General features: G+C 64.8%; 18 protein-coding genes and 1 pseudogene. 10 read left to right on the top strand and 9 right to left on the bottom strand.

Annotated features, from left to right (window positions below; translation table 11 throughout):
• The 3 genes and pseudogenes from WS95_RS22380 to WS95_RS22370 form a co-directional block, all read left to right on the top strand.
• Positions 1-242: pseudogene (locus WS95_RS22380) on the top strand (3-hydroxybutyrate dehydrogenase); the annotation flags it as partial.
• Between the two features lie 126 nt (positions 243-368).
• Positions 369-1,586, top strand: a complete 1,218-nt coding sequence (locus WS95_RS22375; protein ID WP_059826053.1) for a patatin-like phospholipase family protein — start codon at positions 369-371, stop codon at positions 1,584-1,586.
• A 60-nt stretch (positions 1,587-1,646) separates the two neighbouring features.
• Positions 1,647-2,111, top strand: coding sequence for a hypothetical protein (locus tag WS95_RS22370; RefSeq protein WP_059826050.1), 465 nt, complete (start codon positions 1,647-1,649; stop codon positions 2,109-2,111).
• A 42-nt stretch (positions 2,112-2,153) separates the two neighbouring features.
• Here the strand turns inward: WS95_RS22370 and WS95_RS22365 are convergent, their stop codons facing one another.
• A complete protein-coding gene (locus tag WS95_RS22365) occupies positions 2,154-3,038 on the bottom strand; it encodes a LysR family transcriptional regulator (protein ID WP_059826048.1) in 885 nt (294 codons plus the stop codon).
• Between the two features lie 112 nt (positions 3,039-3,150).
• Here WS95_RS22365 and argC point away from each other — a divergent pair, with 112 nt between their 5' ends.
• Positions 3,151-4,092, top strand: a complete 942-nt coding sequence (gene argC, locus WS95_RS22360; RefSeq protein WP_059826046.1) for an N-acetyl-gamma-glutamyl-phosphate reductase — start codon at positions 3,151-3,153, stop codon at positions 4,090-4,092.
• A 65-nt stretch (positions 4,093-4,157) separates the two neighbouring features.
• Here the strand turns inward: argC and WS95_RS22355 are convergent, their stop codons facing one another.
• Positions 4,158-5,081 carry a LysR substrate-binding domain-containing protein gene (locus tag WS95_RS22355; protein WP_034205801.1) on the bottom strand — a complete coding sequence of 308 codons (924 nt, stop codon included), beginning with the start codon at positions 5,079-5,081 and terminating at the stop codon, positions 4,158-4,160.
• Positions 5,082-5,196: 115 nt separating this feature from the next.
• On the opposite strand from WS95_RS22355, the gene WS95_RS22350 reads away from it, so the two are divergent.
• On the top strand, positions 5,197-6,282 hold the full coding sequence (locus WS95_RS22350; protein ID WP_034205802.1) for a tartrate dehydrogenase: 1,086 nt from the start codon (positions 5,197-5,199) through the stop codon (positions 6,280-6,282).
• 478 nt (positions 6,283-6,760) lie between these two features.
• Here the strand turns inward: WS95_RS22350 and WS95_RS22345 are convergent, their stop codons facing one another.
• The 4 genes from WS95_RS22345 to WS95_RS22330 form a co-directional block, all read right to left on the bottom strand.
• A complete protein-coding gene (locus WS95_RS22345; RefSeq protein ID WP_034205803.1) occupies positions 6,761-7,240 on the bottom strand; it encodes a nuclear transport factor 2 family protein in 480 nt (159 codons plus the stop codon).
• A gap of 63 nt (positions 7,241-7,303) precedes the next feature.
• Complete coding sequence (locus WS95_RS22340) at positions 7,304-7,909, bottom strand: TetR/AcrR family transcriptional regulator (protein ID WP_059826042.1); 606 nt, start codon at positions 7,907-7,909, stop codon at positions 7,304-7,306.
• 547 nt (positions 7,910-8,456) lie between these two features.
• Positions 8,457-9,485 carry an L-threonine 3-dehydrogenase gene (gene tdh, locus WS95_RS22335; protein ID WP_059786253.1) on the bottom strand — a complete coding sequence of 343 codons (1,029 nt, stop codon included), beginning with the start codon at positions 9,483-9,485 and terminating at the stop codon, positions 8,457-8,459.
• A 13-nt stretch (positions 9,486-9,498) separates the two neighbouring features.
• Positions 9,499-10,698: a glycine C-acetyltransferase gene (locus tag WS95_RS22330; RefSeq protein ID WP_034205806.1), complete on the bottom strand. Its 1,200-nt coding sequence runs from the start codon at positions 10,696-10,698 to the stop codon at positions 9,499-9,501.
• 158 nt (positions 10,699-10,856) lie between these two features.
• Here WS95_RS22330 and WS95_RS22325 point away from each other — a divergent pair, with 158 nt between their 5' ends.
• The 3 genes from WS95_RS22325 (at position 10,857) to WS95_RS22315 (ending at position 13,109) form a co-directional block, all read left to right on the top strand.
• Entirely contained in the window at positions 10,857-11,468 is a 612-nt protein-coding gene (locus WS95_RS22325; protein ID WP_059826039.1) for a helix-turn-helix domain-containing protein, read from the top strand.
• A 141-nt stretch (positions 11,469-11,609) separates the two neighbouring features.
• On the top strand, positions 11,610-11,987 hold the full coding sequence (locus WS95_RS22320) for a DUF2471 family protein (RefSeq protein ID WP_034205808.1): 378 nt from the start codon (positions 11,610-11,612) through the stop codon (positions 11,985-11,987).
• 102 nt (positions 11,988-12,089) lie between these two features.
• Positions 12,090-13,109: a tyrosine-type recombinase/integrase gene (locus WS95_RS22315; protein WP_059826037.1), complete on the top strand. Its 1,020-nt coding sequence runs from the start codon at positions 12,090-12,092 to the stop codon at positions 13,107-13,109.
• Positions 13,110-13,244: 135 nt separating this feature from the next.
• Here WS95_RS22315 and WS95_RS22310 read toward each other — a convergent pair whose 3' ends face one another.
• Positions 13,245-14,426 carry a DNA-binding protein gene (locus WS95_RS22310; protein WP_059826035.1) on the bottom strand — a complete coding sequence of 394 codons (1,182 nt, stop codon included), beginning with the start codon at positions 14,424-14,426 and terminating at the stop codon, positions 13,245-13,247.
• 1,820 nt (positions 14,427-16,246) lie between these two features.
• Between WS95_RS22310 and WS95_RS22305 the strand changes: the two genes are divergently transcribed.
• Positions 16,247-17,614, top strand: a complete 1,368-nt coding sequence (locus tag WS95_RS22305; protein WP_034205810.1) for a replication initiation protein — start codon at positions 16,247-16,249, stop codon at positions 17,612-17,614.
• Between the two features lie 91 nt (positions 17,615-17,705).
• On the opposite strand, the gene WS95_RS22300 is transcribed toward WS95_RS22305, so the two are convergent.
• Both WS95_RS22300 and parA read right to left on the bottom strand, forming a co-directional pair.
• Positions 17,706-18,767, bottom strand: a complete 1,062-nt coding sequence (locus WS95_RS22300) for a ParB/RepB/Spo0J family partition protein (RefSeq protein ID WP_059826032.1) — start codon at positions 18,765-18,767, stop codon at positions 17,706-17,708.
• Between the two features lie 23 nt (positions 18,768-18,790).
• A complete protein-coding gene (parA, locus tag WS95_RS22295) occupies positions 18,791-19,453 on the bottom strand; it encodes a ParA family partition ATPase (protein ID WP_006480195.1) in 663 nt (220 codons plus the stop codon).
• A 986-nt stretch (positions 19,454-20,439) separates the two neighbouring features.
• Here parA and arsC point away from each other — a divergent pair.
• Positions 20,440-20,796, top strand: coding sequence for an arsenate reductase (glutaredoxin) (arsC, locus tag WS95_RS22290; RefSeq protein WP_059826055.1), 357 nt, complete (start codon positions 20,440-20,442; stop codon positions 20,794-20,796).
• Positions 20,797-20,808 lie beyond the last annotated feature (12 nt).

Genomic DNA, 20,808 nt, shown 5'->3' with positions numbered 1-20,808 from the left:
ACGTCGTGTGTCCGGGCTTCGTGCGCACGCCGCTGGTCGACAAGCAGATTCCGGAGCAGGCGAAGGAGCTCGGCATCAGCGAAGAGGAAGTGATCAAGAAGGTGATGCTCGGCAACACGGTCGACGGCGTGTTCACGACGGTGCAGGACGTCGCGCAGACGGTGCTGTTCCTGTCGGCATTCCCGAGCGCCGCGCTCACGGGCCAGTCGTTCATCGTCAGTCACGGCTGGTTCATGCAGTAACGCCGGCGCTTCCCCGACGGCAGGCGCTTTTCCGCGCCGCCGTCATTCCTGCGATGGCGTGCCGTCGTCGATCGACGCCACGCCCTCCATCACCGCCGTCCACGGCGGGATTTCTCGGAGCAACTGATGAAACCGCACGCGCGTACAGAAAAGCAGGCCGTCGATGCGGCGGACCTGCACCACGAAGCCGGTGCGCCGGCCGCTGCGCGGTCGCTGCCGTACGAAACGATCGCGCTCGTCCTGCAAGGCGGCGGCGCGCTCGGCGCGTATCAGGCCGGCGTATTCGAAGGGCTGCATGAAGCAGGCATTCCGCTCGACTGGATCGCGGGCATCTCGATCGGCGCGCTCAATACCGCGCTGATCGCCGGCAACGCGCCCGAGCATCGCGTCGAGCGCCTGCGCGAATTCTGGGAAACGATCTGCCAGCCGGCGTTCTTTCCGGCGATTCCGGCCGCGTTCGAATTCGCGCTGTTCAACAGCATCGATCAGGTCCGCACGTTCTTCACCGCGTCGCAGGCCGCCAGCGCGATGATGCAGGGCCAGCAGGGCTTCTTCGTGCCGCGCTTTCCGCCGCCGCTGCCCGGCGTGTCCGACCATCCGGAAAAAATCAGCTGGTACGACACGTCGGCGCTGCGCACGACGCTGCTGAAACTGTGCGACTTCGACCGGATCAATTCGGGCGAAACGCGCGTGTCGGTCGGCGCGGTCAACGTCGGCACCGGCAACTTCGTGTACTTCGACAACTCGCGCATCCGCCTCGCGCCCGAGCATTTCATGGCGTCCGGCGCGTTACCGCCCGCGTTCCCGCCCGTCGAGATCGACGGCGAGTACTACTGGGACGGCGGCGTCGTGTCGAACACGCCGCTGATGGAAGTGCTCCGCGCCCGGCCGCGCCGCGACACGCTCGCGTTCCAGGTCGATCTGTGGAGCGCGCGCGGGCCGCTGCCGCGCACGATGGCCGACGTCGCCGAACGCACGAAGGACGTGCAGTACTCGAGCCGCACGCGTTTCGTCACCGATACGCTGCAGCGCGAACAGCGCTACCGCAACGTGCTGCGTCACGTGCTCGACCAGGTGCCGGAAGAGCGGCGCAAGAACGACCCGTGGTGCGTCGAGGCCGAAGAGATGTCGAGCGGGAAGAAGTACAACATCCAGCATCTGATCTATCAGCAGAAAGCGTACGAGCATCACTACAAGGACTATCAGTTCGGTCTGTCGACGATGCGCGACCACTGGTCCGCGGGTCTCGACGACATCCGCAAGACGCTCGCGGTGAAGGACGGCCTCGCGCTGCCCGTCAACGACGCGGGCTTCGTCACGCACGACATTCACCGCCGCCGGTAATGCCGCGTGCAACGGGCCGGCGCGCCGCATGCGCCGGCCCGTCCTCCTTTCCGATTCGACATGCCGATTTTCATTGCGCTATTCGCGCTCATCGCCCTGGGATGGGGCGCCGTTCACCTGTTTCACGTCATCGCCGCGCAGTTCGGCCAGCCGGTCGCGATCGCGGCCGCCGTGCTGGCCGCCGCGCTCCTGATCGCACTGATCGCATGGTGGCTCAAGCGCCGCCGCAACATCGCACCGAACACGAAGGAACAAGGCTGGACGCATATCGTGCATCGCGCATGGGGCGAGTTGCGCGTGTCCGCGACGCAAGGGCTGCTGTGGCTGTCGCATGACGGCGCGGACGGCCGCTATACGCTGTCGCAGCTCGACGGTTGCGAGGCCGCGCCGATCGACGGCCGCTGGCATCTCGTCGTGCGCGTGCGCGACGCCGTGCGCGGCGAATGGAAGCTGCCGATGATGGACAAGCGCGATGCGCAGCGCTGGGCGCGCGTGCTGATGCTCGCGAAGGACAACCGGCTCTGAACGCGCGTGCGGCGCCGCACGGCCCAGCCGCGCGACGACACGCTATCGCGCGCCGAGCGCCCGCAGCGCATCGAGCACGTGCTGCGTCGCCCGTTCGACCGGGCCTGCTCGATGGGCAATCCCCAACTCGCGCCACAACGCCGGGCGTAGCGGCCGCATGACGATGCGCGCATCCGGCAACGGGGCGCCTGCCTCGTGCGGCAGCAGCGTCGCGCCGTAACCTGCGGCAACCAGGCTCTTGATCGCATCGTTGTAGTTGAGCGCGATCCGCGGCTCGGGCCGGTAGCCGCTGAGCGCGAACCATTCGGTCGTGAGCCGCGACAGGCGCGTCGTCGCATCGTTGAGAATCAGCGGCCGCGCGGCCAGATACGCGGGCGTCACCCGGGCCGGAAGCGGCCAGTCCGCGGGCAGGAAAGCCATCACCGGATCGCGGCGCCACGGGCGGATCGTCAGCCCCGCGACCGGCGCTTGCGGCAGCGCGACCAACCCGACATCGAGCGTGCCTTGTGCGATGCGCGACAGCGTGTCGTGCGACGTGAGCACCGCGATCTGCACATCGATATCCGGATGCTGCGCGCGCAATCCGGCCACCGCCTGCGGCAACAGATGCGCGATCGCCCCGGTCGATGCGCCGAGGCGTACGCGCCCGGTCAATCCCTGCACCTGTCGCTGCACGTCGTCCAGCGTGGATTCGACTTCGGCCAGCAGACGCCGCGCCCGCTCCACCAGCACTTCGCCGATCACGGACGGGCGCACGTTGCCGCGGGTACGCGACAGCAGCGGCGCGCCGACGCGGCTTTCCAGCTCGGCGACATGCAGGCTGACGGTCGGCGGGGCGAGATGAAGCCATTGCGCCGCCGCCACGAAGGAGCCCTGGTCCGCGATCGCGACCAGCGTACGCAGGCGGTCCAGACTGATCTCGCGCATCACACACCTCTCGTTCAGAAAAGCTGAATCGGACGATCAGCAAATTCAACTTTTCCTATTCTAGGCGTTCGGTGGACGATACGGTTTCCCCCGACGACCGAACGCGACCATCATGCGCTTCCCCACCATCTACATCGACGGCGACCAGGGCACGACCGGGTTGCAGATTCACGCGCGTCTGCGCGAGCGCACCGACGTGCGGCTGCTCACGCTTCCCGCCGCCGAACGCAAGGACCCCGCGCGGCGCGCCGACGCACTCAACGCGTGCGATATCGCGATCCTGTGCCTGCCCGACGCGGCCGCGCGCGAAGCGGTCGGCTTCATCCGGAATCCGGCAGTACGCGTGATCGACGCCAGTTCAGCTCACCGCACGCAACCCGAATGGGTCTACGGCTTTCCCGAGATGGCCGACGGACAGGCGCGACACATTGCGCAGGCGAAGCGCGTGACCAATCCGGGCTGCTATCCGACGGGCGCGATCGGCCTGCTTCGTCCGCTCCTGCAGGCCGGGCTGCTGCCGCGCGACTACCCGGTGAGCATCCATGCGGTGTCCGGTTATTCGGGCGGCGGGCGGGCCGCCGTCGATGCATTCGAAGCGGGCGACGCCGCCGCACGCGCGTTGCCGCTGCAGGTCTACGGCCTCGCACTCGAGCACAAGCACGTGCCCGAGATCCGGCAACACGCGGGGCTCGCGCACCGCCCGTTCTTCGTGCCGGCCTACGGTGCCTATCGGCAAGGCATCGTGCTCACCATTCCGATCGAGCTGCGCCTGCTGCCGGCCGGGGTGACGGGCGAGCGGTTGCATGCCTGTCTCGCGCATCACTACGCGGATGCGCGTCACGTCGACGTGATGCCGCTCGCGGACGCACGCGCGGCAACGCATCTCGATCCGCAAGCGTTGAACGGCACCAATGATCTGCGGCTCGGCGTGTTCGTCAGCGCAGACGGCACCCAGGTGCTGCTGTCCGCCGTGTTCGACAATCTCGGCAAAGGGGCATCCGGCGCCGCCGTGCAGAATCTCGACTTGATGCTCGGCGCGCGACACGCGGCGTGACGCGCCCGCAGGCACCGTCGACGGTGCCTGCGCATGCCCCCGTAAAAGCTCACCTTTCGCCGATTTCAGGCCGTATCGTCACCCGCGGCGGCATCCAGGCCGGCCAGCGCCTCCACCAGAAAATCCACGCACACACGCACCTTCGCCGATGCCGCGACGCGTTCCGGATACACGGCCCAGATGTTCGCGGGCTGGATCGCATCCGGCAGCACGCGGCACAATGCGCCGCCCTCGATCAGCGGCCGGGCTTCCCAGATTGAGCGCAGCACGATGCCGCGCCCGGCCAGCGCCCATTGCACGGCCACCTCGCCATGGTTCGTCGACAGCGCGCCGCCGACCTTCACCGTCGCCGTTTCGCCGCGCACGTTCAGTCGCCATACGCCGAACGGATGATCGCGCTCCTTGATCGCGAGACAGTCGTGCGAGGCCAGATCCGCGAGCGAGCGCGGCGTCCCGCGGCGAGCGAGATAGTCGGGCGACGCACACAGCACGCGATGGTTCGCCGCAAGGCGGCGCGCGATCAGATGATCGGCGATCTCGTCGCCGATGCGCACGTCGAGGTCGTAGCCTTCGCCGGCAACATCGACGAGCCGGTCGAACAGATCGAGCCGCACGTTCAGTTGCGGATAGCGCGCGCTGAAGTCGAGCAGCGCAGGCGCGACGACGTGCCGGCCGAAGCCGAAGCTGCTCGACATGCGCAGCGTGCCGCGCGGCACCGTGCGCGTGGTCGACACGTCCTCGACGAGATGATCGACGTCGTCGAGAATCTTTTCGGCGCGCGCGAGCACGCGTTCGCCGGCTTCGGTGACCGTCATGCGGCGTGTCGAGCGATGCAGCAGGCGCGTGCCGAGCTGCGCCTCGAGCATCGCGACGCGCTTGCTGACGTACGCGGGCGACACCGCGAGCTGCTCGGCGGCCGCGCTGAAGCTCGCGAGGCGAACGACCACGCTGAACACGCGCAGGTCGTCGAGGTTCGGCGATTTATTCACGATTCGTGGAAAGTCGATTAACTTTTGCGCGATTTTAATCCATATGGAAATAAATAGAATGGCGTGACGGGCCGCTGCCTTCCCGACAGCCGGCCGAACAGCCAAGGAGATTTGCATGACCGACAGGACTTACAGGATTGCCGTGATCCCCGGCGACGGCATCGGCCGCGAAGTGATGCCCGAGGGTCTGCGCGTGCTCGACGCCGTGACCGCGCGCTTCGGCGTGCGTTTCGACTTCGTCGAGATCGACTGGGCAAGCTGCGACTACTACGCGCAGCACGGCACGATGATGCCGGACGACTGGAAAGCGCAGCTGTCGGGCATGGACGCGATCCTGTTCGGCGCGGTCGGCTGGCCGGCGACGGTGCCCGATCACATTTCGCTGTGGGGCTCGCTGCTGAAATTCCGCCGCGAATTCGACCAGTACATCAACCTGCGGCCCGCGCGCCTGTTCGACGGCGTACCGTCACCGCTCGCCGGCCGCCGCGCGGGCGACATCGATTTCATGATCGTGCGCGAGAACACCGAGGGCGAATATTCGTCGGTCGGCGGCACGATGTTCGAAGGCACCGAGCGCGAAGTCGTGATGCAGCAGTCGATCTTCACGCGGCACGGCACCGAGCGCGTGCTGAAATTCGCGTTCGAGCTCGCGCAGCGGCGCGCGAAGCGCGTCACCGTCGCGACGAAAAGCAACGGCATCGCGATCAGCATGCCGTGGTGGGATGCGCGCGCGGCCGAGATGGCCGAACGCTATCCGGAGATCGCGGTCGACAAGCAGCACATCGACATCCTGTGTGCGCGATTCGTCCTGCAGCCGGATCGCTTCGACGTCGTCGTCGCATCGAATCTGTTCGGCGACATCCTGTCGGATCTCGGGCCGGCCTGTACGGGCACGATCGGCATCGCGCCGTCGGCTAACCTGAACCCCGACCGTACGTTCCCGTCGCTGTTCGAACCCGTGCACGGTTCGGCGCCCGACATCGCGGGGCAGTACATCGCGAACCCGATCGCGATGATCTGGTCGGCCGCGATGATGCTCGACTTCCTCGGTAACGGTACGGGCCGCGAGCGCGACGCGCACGATGCGATCGTCGCCGCGATCGAGGACGTGCTGCGCACGGGGCCGCGTACGCGCGATCTCGGCGGCCACGCGGGCACGCAGGAAGTGGGCGAGGCGATCGCCGCGCGGATTGTGGGGTGAGTGAGGGGCGCGCCCGGCGTTCGCGCGGGGCAGCGCTGCACGGCGCTCGAGAACCCGTCTGCGGTGAGCGACACGCGATGCGGTTACGCACTTGTGCGGATGCCGCCGATGCGTCGGCGGTGATATCCAACGGTGAGCAACGGCTCATCGCAACGCGCACGGCTCGTGAGGTTGTTCCTTGAAAGTCGAAAGACGATCCGATCGGTGAGTTGCACGGCGCGCTCGCCCACACCGATCGTCGATGCACGATCGCTTCGGCGCGATCGGTGAGATGCATCGTGCAGGGAAGCACACCGCAACACTCCGACGCATGCATCGCTTGACTCGTGCGATGTCGCGTCGATCTGTTCAACGCACACAGCTCGACGCGACATCTCACCTCGTCCCGAAAAATCTCACCTTCGGCGGCCGGCTCCCGAATTTCCTCACCTTTGAATCCGGCCGATGCGTTCGTCGATCCGTCGAACGCAGACGCGCATCACAGCCCGAGGTCGGACAGTCCCGGATGATCGTCCGGACGACGGCCGAGCGGCCAGCGATAAAGCCGGTCCGCCTCGCGAATCGGCAGATCGTTGATGCTCGCGTGACGATGCGCCATCAGACCGTTTTCATCGAACTCCCAGTTCTCGTTGCCGTACGAACGGAACCAGTTGCCCGCATCGTCATGCCACTCGTACGCAAAGCGCACCGCGATGCGGTTGCCGCCGAACGCCCACAGCTCCTTGATCAGGCGGTAGTCGAGTTCGCGCGTCCACTTCCGCTGCAGCAGCCCGACGATCTCGTCGCGGCCCGTCACGAACTCCGCGCGATTGCGCCAGCGGCTTTGCGGCGTATAGGCGAGCGACACGCGTTGCGGGTCGCGCGTGTTCCATGCGTCCTCGGCGGCGCGCACCTTCTGGCGCGCCGTTTCGAGCGTGAACGGCGGAACGGGCGGACGAACTTCGGGGGAAGCGGACATGGGTTGCTCCTGTTCAGGGTTCGGGCTGCGCATGCACGCAGCCGGGTGGATTCGCTGCGTCGGCTACCGCGATACGGTATCGAGCAGCAGTTCGGCCGTCGCGCGCGCATCGCGCGCGGCGTTTGCATCGCCACTGACGAGCGCCAAGCCGATCGCGCCGTCGATCAACACGAGCCACTGACGCGCGATGCGTGCGAGCCCGCGGCGCTCGATGCCGGTTTCGTCGGCAAGGGCGTCGAAGCGCTCGCGCACGAACGCCAGCAGGCGCGCCTTGTGCATGCGGGCGACGACGCGCACGGGATCGTCGGCGTCGGGTATCTCGCCTGACGCATTCAGGAACGCGCAGCCGTGAAAGTCGGGCTGCCCGAACCAGTCGCGCAGCACGTCGAACATGCCGAGCAGCTGCGCGCGCGGCGCCTTGCCGCGCGCCAGCGTGGCGTCGACGAACCAGCGCATCCAGCGCTCGTCGCGACGTTCGAGCGCGGCGACCACCAACGCCTCTTTCGATTCGAAATGCGAATAAAAGCTCTTTCGTGCCGCACCGGATCGCTTGACGATCGCATCGACGCCGGTCGCATGGATGCCGCCCGAATAGATCAGCGCTTCGGCCGCGTCGAGCAGCCGGTCGCGAACGCTGGGTTCGCCGGAGGTGTCGGGAGATGTGTTCATGGGTTTACGGTAGAACGATCGTTCTCCGTCGTCAATACCCGGATGAAATGGCCCTGCCGGTGGGAGGGGCGAATCGTGGCCGACGCGCCGGCGCGTCAAGTCGAGCCTTCGGCCCGACACTGCGGAGCGAAGGGTGAACGGACCAGGTAGCGGTCTACGCACCGATCGAGATCGACCGATGTCGATCGCATCGTGCATCAGTGAGTCGCGACGCTGCGTGCGACTCACGGTTGATATGCCGGATCGGCACGATATCGCACACGGTGGCATGCGAGCGCTCGCACGCCAAGCGAAGCGGGGGAGGGTGCGGAAGAGGAGAAACGGGCGTCGAATGGCGTGACGGAAAGAAGCGGCGCGCGTGTCGACAGGTGAAGCGAACGTGCCATTACCCCGACGTGGGATCGTCTGGCGATTCGGCGCGCAGACACGGCTCCCGAATAATCTCACCTCAAGCGTCGAATCGCGCTTCCGCGGTTCGACGGTGCGCGTACGAACGAACACGGGGCAGGCGGCGAATGCGCCGCGCTGCCCCGTCTCGACACGCGGCTCAGACCGTCCAGTCGAGAATCACCTTGCCGCTTTCGCCGGACAGCATCGCGGCGAAGCCTTGCTCGTAGTCGTCGGCCGCGAAGCGATGCGTGATGATCGGCGACAGGTCGAGGCCGCTTTGCAGCATCGCGACCATCTTGTACCAGGTCTCGAACATTTCGCGGCCGTAGATGCCCTTGATCTCGAGCCCCTTGAAGATCACCTGATTCCAGTCGATCGCCGTCTGTGCGGGCGGGATGCCGAGCAGCGCCACCTTGCCGCCGTGGTTCATCGCCTCGAGCAGGCTCGTGAACGCGCTCGGCACGCCGGACATCTCGAGACCGACGTCGAAGCCTTCGGTCATGTGCAGGTCGGCCATGACGTCGCGCAGCGACTCGCGCGCGACGTTGACCGCGCGCGTCGCGCCCATCTTGCGCGCGAGCGAAAGCCGATAGTCGTTGATGTCGGTGATGACGACGTTGCGCGCGCCGACGTGCTTCGCGATCGCGACGGCCATGATGCCGATCGGGCCCGCGCCGGTGATCAGCACGTCTTCGCCGACCAGATTGAACGACAGCGCCGTATGCGTCGCGTTGCCGAACGGATCGAAGATCGACGCGAGATCGTCGGAGATCTCCGGCGGAATCTTGAACGCGTTGAACGCCGGAATCGCCAGGTATTCGGCGAACGCGCCTTCGCGGTTCACGCCGACGCCCACCGTGTTGCGGCACAGATGCCGGCGCCCGGCGCGACAGTTGCGGCAAAAACCGCACGTGATGTGGCCTTCGCCGGACACGCGATCGCCGATCGCGAAACCGCGCACTTCCTGCCCCATCTCGACGATCTCGCCGACGTATTCGTGGCCGACGTGCATCGGCACCGGAATCGTCTTCTGCGCCCAGTCGTCCCACTTCCAGATATGGATATCGGTGCCGCAGATCGCCGTGCGGCGAATCTTGATCAACACGTCGTTGTGGCCGACTTCGGGGCGCTTCACGCGCGTGAGCGTGAGGCCGGGGCCGCGTTCGAGCTTTGCCAGTGCTTTCATGGTCGCGCCTCCGTCAGACGATGCCGAGCGACTGGCCGACGCGCACGAACGCGGCAACCGCCTGGTCGATCTGTGCGGGCGTATGCGCAGCGCTCATCTGCGTGCGGATGCGCGCGCGGCCGCGCGGCACGACGGGGAACGAGAAGCCGATCACGTAGACGCCCTCGCCGAGCAGCTTGTCGGCCATGTTCGTCGCGAGCTGGGCATCGCCGAGCATCACCGGGATGATCGGATGCGCGCCGGGCACGAGCGTGAAGCCGGCTTCGGTCATCTGCTTGCGGAATCGCGCGCCGTTCTCGCGCACACGCTCGCGCAGCGTCGCGCCCTCGTCGCTGCCGAGCAGCTCCAGCACCTTCAGCGACGCCGCGGCGATGCTCGGCGTGAGCGTGTTCGAGAACAGATAGGGACGCGAGCGCTGGCGCAGCAGCTCGATCACCTCGCGACGCGCGGCGACATAGCCGCCCGACGCGCCGCCGAGCGCCTTGCCGAGCGTGCCCGTGACGATGTCGACGCGGCCTTCGACGCCGCAGTGCTCGGGCGTGCCGCGGCCGTGCGTGCCGATGAAGCCGACCGCGTGCGAATCGTCGACCATCACGAGCGCGCCGTAGCGATCGGCGAGATCGCAGATGCCTTTGAGATCGGCGATGATGCCGTCCATCGAGAACACGCCGTCGGTCGCGATCAGCTTGTGGCGCGCGCCCGCGGCGTCGGCTTCCTTGAGCTTCGCCTCGAGGTCGGAAAGATCGTTGTTCTTGTAGCGCAGACGCTTCGCCTTGCACAGGCGAATGCCGTCGATGATGCTCGCGTGATTCAGCTCGTCGCTGATCACGGCGTCGTTCTCGTCGAGCAGCGTCTCGAACAGCCCGCCGTTCGCGTCGAAGCAGCTCGAATAGAGGATGCTGTCCTCGGTGCCGAGAAACGCGGCCAGCGCGCTTTCCAGTTGCTTGTGGACGGTTTGCGTGCCGCAGATGAAGCGCACCGATGCCATGCCGAAGCCGTCCTGGTCGAGGCCGGCTTTCGCGGCGTCGATCAGGCGCGGATCGTTCGCCAGACCCAGATAGTTGTTCGCGCAGAAATTGAGCACGCCGGCGCCGCCGGCGAGCCGCACGGCTGCCGCCTGGGGACTCGCGATCTCGCGCTCGGTCTTGTAAAAACCGTCCGCGCGGATCTGGTCGAGCGTCCCGCGCACCTGGGCGAGAAAGGCATCACGCATCGCAAAGCTCCTGACAGGGATTCGCATTCCGCAGCGCACGGCTCGTGGCGGCGCTGCGGCCTGCTACTGTTATAGTCGGTCGTTCGGTTGACCGCATTTATCCGATATTCCGAACTAGAATTCGAAATATCGAACAACTCTAAGCGAACGGAATCCAAATGGCAAGTTCCTCCGGATCGCGGCGCACGCGCGCCGACGCCGCCCCGCAGCCGCCGGCCGCGACCCCGCCGCGCGTGGGCGAGCAGATCCAGCGGCTGCGCAACGAGCGCAAGCTGACGCTCGACGACCTGTCGCGCGCAGCCGGCGTATCGAAATCGATGCTCTCCGAGATCGAACGCGACAAGGCCAACCCGACGATCGCCGTCGCGTGGCGGCTGACGAACGCGCTCGGCATCACGCTCGACGAACTGTTCTCGCAGCCGAAGGCGCCCGAGACGATCCGCGTGGACGGCCCGCACGACATTCCGACGCTCGCGGGCCACGACGGCCGGTACCAGTTGCGCGTATGGGGCCCGATCGACCTCGCCGGCAAGTTCGAGTGGTATGAACTGACGCTGCCGGGCGGCGGCGCACTGGTATCGAACGCGCACGAACCCGGCACGCGCGAGCACCTCACCGTGCTGCAGGGCGCGATGGAAATCGAAGCCGCCGCGGCCAGCCGGCGCCTGAAGGCGGGCGACACCGCGCGCTACCCGGCCGACGAGCCGCATGCGATCCGCAATCCCGGCAGGACCGAAGCGCGGGCCTTGTTGATCGTGATACATCGCTGACGGCGCGTATAGCTGGCCAAAAGGTCAATCGCAGGCCAGTTGCGGAAAGTACTGTATGTTTGTACAGTAAACGGACATTCCGCCATGCAAGGGCCGGAGCGGGCGCACCGAGGCGCCGGCCCCGGTCGACAGGAGCCTGCAATGACAGAAGAACAAGACTTGGCCGCGCTCAGCTTCAAGGCTGCCGCGCACGACCTCGAATTGATCGTTCGCCATATCGCCGGGCGCTACATCCGCCAGCGCGTGCCGCTGACGTGGCGCCTGCTGCACGCGATCGAAGCCGAAGCGCTCGCCGATCTCGGCTTCGCCAGCCGGCACGACGCCGGCATGCGTCAACTGTTCGAACGGCCGTCGGACATGACGTTTCCCGAAACGGACGATCCGATCGACTTCGGGCGCTCGAATGCGTTGCCCGCGGTCTTTTCGTTCGCCGTTCTCGCGTACGAAGCCGCGGCAACGACGCACGATACCGCGCGTCCCGCGCGCGCTCACCGCCAAACCAAGGCGTGGGGCGACTGACGGCCCAGCCCCGGCCGCGGCGCCCCGCGGCCGGCTCACCCGCTTGCTGCCCGATACGTTGCGGAAAGGACTACCATATACGCAACTAACGGAATTAATGCCATGTCCCTTCCCGCCTCTCCCGACACCACTGCCCCGCCGGAAGAAAAGGATCTGTTCGACCGCGATGCGTCCGACTGGGTCGTCTCGCCCGAAGCCGCGTTCGACGCGTGGCTGGCCATGCAGGACTATCGCCGCTCGTCGGCCGATGTCTATCGCGCGCAATGGGGCGCGTTTCTCGCGTGGATGCGTGCACATCAAAAGAACCTGGCGACGGTCGATACGCCGACCATCGCGAACTTCGTCGGCGAGTTGCCGATCAAGAAAACGCAGCGGATGCGCTATCTTCGGCTGATCGAGCGTGTGCTCGATCATGTCCGCCGCACCGAGTATGCATCGACCAACCCGGCCCGCTTCATTGCTCAGGATGGCGAAGCGAACTGGCGCAAGGCCCGCGACAACGAGCCGACCGGTTTCCTCACGCCGGCGGAGCGCGCGACGTTGCTCGCGTATCTGTTTTCGCCGATTGGCGTATCGGGTTCCGCGTACTGGAAGGAACGTCGCGACCGGGCGCTCGTTGCCGCATTTCTCGGTGCCGGCATCAAAACCGGAGAAGCGCGCGCACTTACGATTAGTTGCATCAATACGAGCACGACGTCGCTGCGGATCGAGTCGACGCATCCGGATTACGCGCGCGACACCCATCTGGCCTCGTTCGCGATCGCGTTGCTCGAAGCCTGGCTCACCGAACGCAAACGCCAGCAGATTCCAGGAGAGCTCGTCTTCCCCGCATCGCATGCCGGGCGGCCGATGCACAAGGCGACGATGCTGCGCGCGATCGACGCGATCGTCGAATCGGCCGGGCTCACGTCGTCACGCACCGCGCGTGCAAGTCCGCAAACCTTGCGCAACACCTACGCGGCCGAACTGTTCGAGCACGACGTGCCGCCCGAGCGCGTCGGCAAATGGCTGGGCTTCATGCGGCCGATCTCGTCGAATCGCCTGCATCGCGCATGGAAAAACTGGCGCGACGGGCTGGCCGACGGCAGCGGTGATGCATCCGACCGCGACGAAACTCACTGATCGGAAACGGCTGCTCACGCGGATCGATCCGTGAGCAGCCTTGCGTGGCGCAGCCTCACCCTTTCACAGCTCCCGAAAATCCTCACCGCTGGCTTCCCGGATCCTCTCACCTGTGCAGCGTTGCCGGCCTTCGGGTCAGGTATGCGCGAAACGCGCGGCGGCTTCGAAGCGGGACGGCCATGCGCCCGACGCGTGCTCGCACTCGGGGCACGTGACTTCGAAACCCTCGTCGCCATGTGACAGTTCCGGCTCGCCATCGCAATGCGGGCACCGGGTCGGCGCCGGAATCTCGTGATCCAGCGAGGTGCCGATCGCGGCATACGCATCCGCATCCAGTTGCCCGGCGTCGGCCAGGCGCCGCAGCAACCCGGCGATTTCCGGATTCATTCCGCGGTTCGCACGCAACGAGCTCATGTCGCGCGTTGCGCGGTCCAGTTCGTCGCTCTGGGCGCGCAACTGTTCTTCGAGCCGGTCGGCACGCGCCTTCGCCGAACTCAATTGCTGCAGGAAATCGAACTCCTTGCGCTGAACGTCGCGCAACCCGCTCTGGTAGGTCGACGCCATGCTGCGCAACGAGTCCAGTTCGACCAGCATCGGCTTGACACGGCGTTCGGCTTCGGCCACCGCATCCTTGATTTGTTGCGCGTAGTGCTCGGTGCGCTGCTGCAATTCGGCTTGCAGCGCATCGATGCGGTCGCGCAGCGCGGCGTTCTGTGCCTGTTCGGCATCGATCCGGCTGGCAGCCGCGGCCAGTTCCTTTTCCAGTCGGGCGACTGTGGTGAGCAACGTGGCTTCGCTTGCCGAACCGTGGGTGGTTTGCGACGCGAGCTGCACCTCGAGTTCGGTCACCCGCGCCTGCAATTGCTCGTTTCTCGCTTCACCGCGCGCGAGCGCTCCCTCGAGCGTTTCCTGGCGGACGGTCGCGTCCCGCAATCGCTGCTCGGCGTGCGCCATGTCGGCGCGAACCTGTTCCCGGTCTCCATCGAGGCTGTCGCGGGCGGCTTTCAATGCCTCTTCGTAGAGTGCGCCAAGCAACGCGCCGGCCTTTTCCTCGACGGCTTTAGGAATCGCCGCGCCGTCGAGCCTGATTTTGGACGCGGAACGGATGCGTTCCCAGAAGTGATCGATGTCTTTCGGGATATCGCTGGCGCTGCCGGTCTGGGTGAGATCGCGGACGTTGGCGGCCGACGGCCGGATACCAAGATCGAAGAACAAGCGCTTGCACGCGTGCAGCGACAATTCCTGGCGCCGTGCACCGCTGGCGCGCAGCGATTCCAGTTCTTGCCGAATGACTTGACGCATTTCGTCCAAGGTCATGGTCACACTCACAGACAATGAAATGTGGCAATCATAACGAAATACGTATTTATTGATACTTGTTTCGAGGGTCCGTTGTGAATTTACGTCGCTTTGCACAGAAATCGGGTTTGCGAGCCCATCTTGCTGAAGGAGGCCCGGGATTCCGTGAAACAAAGCGAAGAAAGTCGGCCAAACCCTTGTTCTACAAGCAATTTCCGGCGGGCCCCCAATTTGGGCATTTGTTTCACATGACGACGGATCCGGTTGCCCGTGGGTGTTCAGGGGTTGGGGTGTCTGTGGAAAACTCGTCGGCCGATGTCTTGAGAGTATTAGAAGTAAACACCCTTGAACCCTTAGTTAAAAACGTTAACGCCACGGCACAGCCTTATGGGGCAAGGCTTTCCGGCCGACAAGGTGAAGTTTTACGGGAGTCAAGGTGATCTTCTGCGGGAGCTGACGTGATGGGGTTCAGGGAGCTGCGTGAGCCGTTGCGGGAAAGGTCGTGAGCGGATTCGGGATCACAGTAAAACACGAATTTTCCCAAAGGTGAGGGTTTTCGGGGCCACACAGCCACGAAACCCGCGCGGCGTCTGTCTGCACAGTTTTCTGCCTGTGCAGACATAGGTGAGAATTTGCAGGACCTGCTTCGCGCCCCGATTCTGCCCATCTTTTGGGCAGATTTGGCGAAAGGTGAGGTTTCACGGGACTCCACGGGAATTTGCTGTGAGGATTTCCGGGACGCGAACGCCATTTTGCACAGCAAAAGTGCGCTCCAGAGCCTGTGATGCCCCAAAGGTGAGGTTTTTCGGGAGGGAAATGCGGGTTTTCCTGCTCCGATCTCCTTAAGGTGAGCTTTTTCGGGGCATGGACCACAGGCTGCGACTCGACTCACAGGTGAGATTTTTCAGGAGCCGGATTTGCTGAAAAAATGGTCAAAGGTGAGGCTTTTCAGGAGCCGTGACCGGCCGAATTCGCCGAAAAGCCCGCCAGGACTGGAAGAAATCCCGTTTTTGCTGTGCCACCTTTTGGCACAGGTGAGATTTTTCGGGGGCCGACATACGGTTGTCGTATGAAGGATCTTGGTCGAAAGGTGAGGCTTTTCGGGGGAACCCTGCGCTGCACAGCCAAATGCCTTCCGTGCATAAGTATCGGAACCGATTGGGATTTTTGATACCGCGCCGGTTACGGTGAGGTTTTTCGGGAGCCATTTCCGTGCCCGCTGCTGTGCCGCATTTTCTCCGAAAGGTGAGCGTTTTCGGGAGCCGTTGGCAGCCAGTCCCGCGTGTGTCGGGCCTTCGTCGGCATCCGGTCGAATCAACAGACTGTGCCTGAGGTGAGCATTTTCGGGACCGGACACGATTCGGCACTGTACAATGCGCGCCCGGACTGGCCGAGCGCCCGCCGATCGGGCCGCACGTGCCGGTTTCGCCGGTGGTTTTCCGCGTGTCGAAGCCGAACCGGTCTTCCGGGGAGCCGCCCCCTGTACATGCATACAGGCCGATGTGTGGCGCGGGGCGAGGAACGGCTGTGCAATTGCGACCCTGCGTCCGACTCACGGCTGTGAAGTCGCAAAATTACGACAAATCGAAAGGTGAGCCGATACGGGAGCCAATTTCGCACGTGTCGTGCACAGGTGAAATTCTGTGAATCGGCGCATGCCGCGGCACGTCTGGAAGAGTCCGGAACACCGCACTGGCGGACCGGTGAGCCTTTTCGGGAGCGGTTCGGGTGAGCGCCGTTTTGCCGGCGCGCTTCACCGGCTATGGTGAGCATGTCGTTCTGGACGCACATCACCGCAGGCGCTATCCTTCCGGGAAACTTCTCCTCCGACCCGACGTATGGCCACGACGAAGCGCGCCAAGAAAACCGATGTGGATGTGGTGAGTGCCAGTTCAGCCGAATTGCGAAAGGCCGTCGAGGCGATCGCCATTCAGCCGAAGAGCGGCAAGATCACGCTCCTCACTCGCAAGCTGTTCAATGTCCTGCTGGCCGTCGCGCAGCAGGCCGACGACTCGGGCGACACGTATCGCGCGCTGCTGTCGGACATCGTCGCCAACTCCGCTTTCGATTCGAACGACACCGCGTTGGTAAAGGAACACCTGCGCCGCATGGTGTCGGTGCAGGTCGAATGGAGCACGGGCACCTCGAGCCAGAAGCCGGGCCGCAAGTGGGGGATCTCCACGCTGATCGCCGATGCGGAAATTCTCGAGGATCCGACGACCCGCCGCGTGTGGGTCGAATTCTCGTTCGCACCGAAGATCAAGAAGAAACTGCTCGACCCGGTCCAGTATGCGCGCCTGAGCCTGCAGTTCCAGAGCCAGCTGCGCAGCAGCGCCGGTCTCGCGCTGTACGAGATCTGCGTGCGCTACCTGACGAACCCGAGCCACCTGACGATGCGCGAGCCGTGGGAATGGTGGCGGCCGATCCTGTCGGGCACGCCCGACACGGAAGCCGGCGACGAAGCGAAGCGCGAGTACAAGTACTTCAAGCGCGACTACCTGCGGCCCGCGATCGCGGAAGTCAACGCGGTCACCAACATCTTCGTCGAGCTGATCGAGCATCGCGAAGGGCGCCGGGTTGCCGAGATCCAATTCCGCGTGACCGAGCGCAAGCAACCGATGCTCGCGCTCGACGAACACCCGAACGTGTTCGACAGCACGCTGGTCGACCGGATGGTGAAGCTCGGGATTCCGCTGAAGGAAGCGCAGACGCTCTATGCGGACAGCGAGGAAAACCGGATTCGCGCCGCACTGCAGATGACCGAGCAGCGGATGCGCAGCACGACGCTGCCGCCGGTGCGCAGCGCGCCGGCGCTGTTCAAGGATGCGCTGAAGAAGGGGTATGCGCCGCCGGTCGAGTCGGTCGACGCGCTGCCGGCCGGCATGCCGTCCGCGAAGGTCGCGGCGGCGCAACCGGACGATCTGAAGGCCCGCCTGCTGAGCGAGTTCGCGGCGTTCCGTCGCAAGGAAGCGAAGGTGCTGTACGAGGAGCAGGGCGACGCGGAGCGTGAAGTGGCGCGCGAGTCGTTCGAGTCGGAGGCATTGCCGACGATGGGCTCGCATCTGCGCGACGACTGGCGCAAGCGCGGCCTCGATTCCAAGCTGGCCGAGACGGCCTTTTTCGACTGGCTGGCGCAGAAGACCTGGGGCGAGCCGACGGATGGCGATCTGCTGTCGTTCACGCTGAACCAGTCGCGGGCCGCTTGAGGCCCGCTCAGGCCCGCTGACGGGCCGCCGCCGGTCCTAACCCTGCCTGGGTGGGGCCGGCGTCCTCATCGGGCCCTGCCGGCCGCTTCCATCACTCCGACAACAGCATCCGCTCGAGCTGCTCGAGGATCGCGTCACGCTTGTCTTTCGGCAGGCCGCGCAGGCGCAGTTCGATGCGGTCTTCGCCATACGACTTCAGGTCGCCGACCGACTTGCCGCCGAGCTTGATCTCGAGACGCTGCGCATAGCGCTGACGGCCCGCGGCCTTCGGCGTCTCCTGTGCCGCGACGCGGCCCTTGACGATGTCCGACACCTGGCGCGTGCTGAGATCGTCCGACACGATCTTGTTGATCAGCCGCAGCGTTGCCTCGGTGCCGCGCGCATTGTGATAGCGGCCGACCTGATAGGCCATGTTCGACCCGAAGCGATCGGGGCGCGCGACCATTTCCTGCATGATCGCTTCGGGCAACTTGCCGATCGACAGCGCGACGGCCACCGTCGACTCGTCGAGACCCAGATGCTCGGAGAGTTCTTTCTGGCTCTGGAAATGCTTTTCGTCGAGGAAGCGGCGCCACACGACAGCGTTGTCGAACACCGTCTGCGAATCGCGCTGAACGTTGAGATCGTAGCCGAGCTTGTAGCTCTGGATGCCGATCGGCACGTCGATCACGATTGCCTTGACCGACTCCTTGTTCGCTTCCTTCAGCGCCCGCACGCGACGGCCGCCGTCGCTCACGAAATACGTGCCCGGATTGTCGTAATCGGGGATCACGTGGATCGCCTGCTGCTGCCCCTGCTTCGCGAGGTTGACCGCGAGTTCGGCAATCGACGACTTCAGGTAGAAGTGACGCGGGTTGAACGGACTGTGCTTGATCGCCTTCAGCGGGAGCTCGATCACCTGCCCCGGCGCATAGCGATTCTCGAGGCGCCACGCGCGATATTGCTGCGATTCGTCGATCGACGGATCGATCGTGAATTCCGGAGCAGGCGGCGGTGCGATGTCTTTCTTCGCGGATTTGGTCGGCGCGACGGCGGGCGTCTCGGACTTGACGATGCCGTCGATCGCATTGAGCCGATCAAGCGCCGTGCGCTTTTCGCTCGTCGTGATATCCGGGCGCGCTTGGAATCCTTTGGCAAATTGGGAAGGTTTCATGTGACTCCTTTATGCGCATAAAGTCAGGGCAGCATGGCGACGATTTCGTCGGCACATGCGCGAATTTCGGCGGCGGCCAGCTTGCCGCCGCGATCGTTCATCTGCAGGACGGTCTGACCGAGCGCCATCGCCTGCTTGTACGCTTCCCGAGTCGGAATCTGCGTCTTCAGCAGCGGGAAGCCGAGTTCCTCGAGTGCACGCTTGAGCTCGCGGGTCAGCATGCGCTTCTCTTCGGTCTTGTTCAGCAGGAAGACCGCGCGGAGGTCTTCGTTCATCACCTGCGCCTGCTGAATCAGCTTGACCAGCCCGACGCTCGACCAGTAATCGGCCGGCGACGACGATGTCGGGATCACGGCAATCGATGCGGCCAGCAGGACGACGCCGGAGACTTTCTCGGTGATCGACGGCGGGCAGTCCACGACGATGATGTCGTAGTCGTTGATGAACTTCTTGATCTCGCGATGGATCTGGCCGTCGGCTTCGGCAAGATTGACGACCGGAAACGGGATGCCGTTGTCGCTGTCGCCGGATGCGCTCGACCAGTGAACCAGCGTGTTTTGGCGGTCTGCGTCGATGACGAGGACGCGCTTCCCCTTTTCATGGAACGCGGCGCCGAGATGCATGGCAATCGTGCTTTTGCCGACGCCGCCTTTTTGTTGAGTGACTGCAATGATTTCCGCGGCCAATTTTCACTCCTGTTTGGGTCGTTGGAATTCTACAGGACGATATTTGAATTTCAATGAAATTGTCGTTCAACAACTACGCGTTGGCCATTCGGGCTATCGGTTTATGCGCATAAACGAGGTGATGGCGATGGGTGGCGCGGTTGAGTGTTGTGCTGGCGACGACGAGGCGGATGCCGAAGGCAGACCGCTCGATGTTGACCCTCGCGACTATTGTGTCGGAGCGCCGCTCGTCGCGACGATGCCTCGGTGCGCTGCCCTTTCGCTGGACGAGCGGCGTTACCTGCAAGCCGGGAGTTTGTGCGCATAAAGTCGCCGGAGGGCCGAGGCGAGCAACGCCGTCGCGGGAGCGCCCGACATTCGCAAGGGAGAGGAGTGACCTGCGAGCCCGAGTGCGATGCGTGCCCACAAGGGGTGTGGTTGAGAGGAATGACACGCATCGAGGCGACGTCCGGTCGGGCCGCAGTGTTTATGCGCATAAACCAGACGCAACGGGGGTGCGCGCGACGAAGTGCCCGCACACGGAAACCTCGCTCGGGTCAGTCGCGCGACGATGCCGTGGCAGGCCGGCCTATCGATACAGCGATTGCCGGGTGCTGTATCGCTTCGACATGTGTCCCGACCCGACCTAGCGTCACGCCAGTATCTCGCTCGACGATCACGGGCTTTATGCGCATAAACCAACCGCCTTGCTCACCATCATGCATGCCTTCCGAACAGGCAGCGCCCACGAAGCATTGGCTGGGCTAACCGCGATTCCTCGTCCGCGAAGCACGCCGCCCCGACTTTATGCGCATAAACAGAACCACTCTTTGAGGCGTCTTCCCGGACCTGACGCACGTCCCTCTCCCGATCACCGCGCATCGCCAAACCGAACCGTCTCAGCGACCTGTCGAAAGGAAAGCCACCCCGATCTCGGTCGAACCACCCCACCGAGCGCCCGATGCAGACTGGCTACAATACAGGGCTCCACCATCCAGGCTTGAATGATGATCACGATCTACCACAACCCCCGATGCTCGAAGTCCCGCGAGACGCTGACGTTGGTCGAGTCGCTGAATACCGCCGGCGCGCCGCTGAACGTCGTCGAGTACTTGAAGACGCCGCCGACGGTCGAGGAACTGGAAACGCTGCATCGGCAGCTCGGCCGTTCGGTTCGCGACATGCTGCGCGACGTCGAGGAGCCGTACCAGACGTTGAATCTGGCCCGCGCAGATTTGACCGACGCCGAAGCCTACGCGGCGATCGTCGCTCATCCGATTTTGCTGCAACGCCCGATCGTCGTGTACCGAGGCAAGGCGGCCATCGGTCGCCCGCCCGAGTCGGTGAAAGCGCTGTTCGAATAATTCTTGCCCGGC

Origin of the sequence: Burkholderia sp. MSMB1826 (assembly GCF_001526325.1) — a bacterium.
GTDB lineage: Bacteria > Pseudomonadota > Gammaproteobacteria > Burkholderiales > Burkholderiaceae > Burkholderia.
Note: the sequence above shows the minus strand (reverse complement) of the source record. Positions and strands in the feature narration are given on the sequence as shown.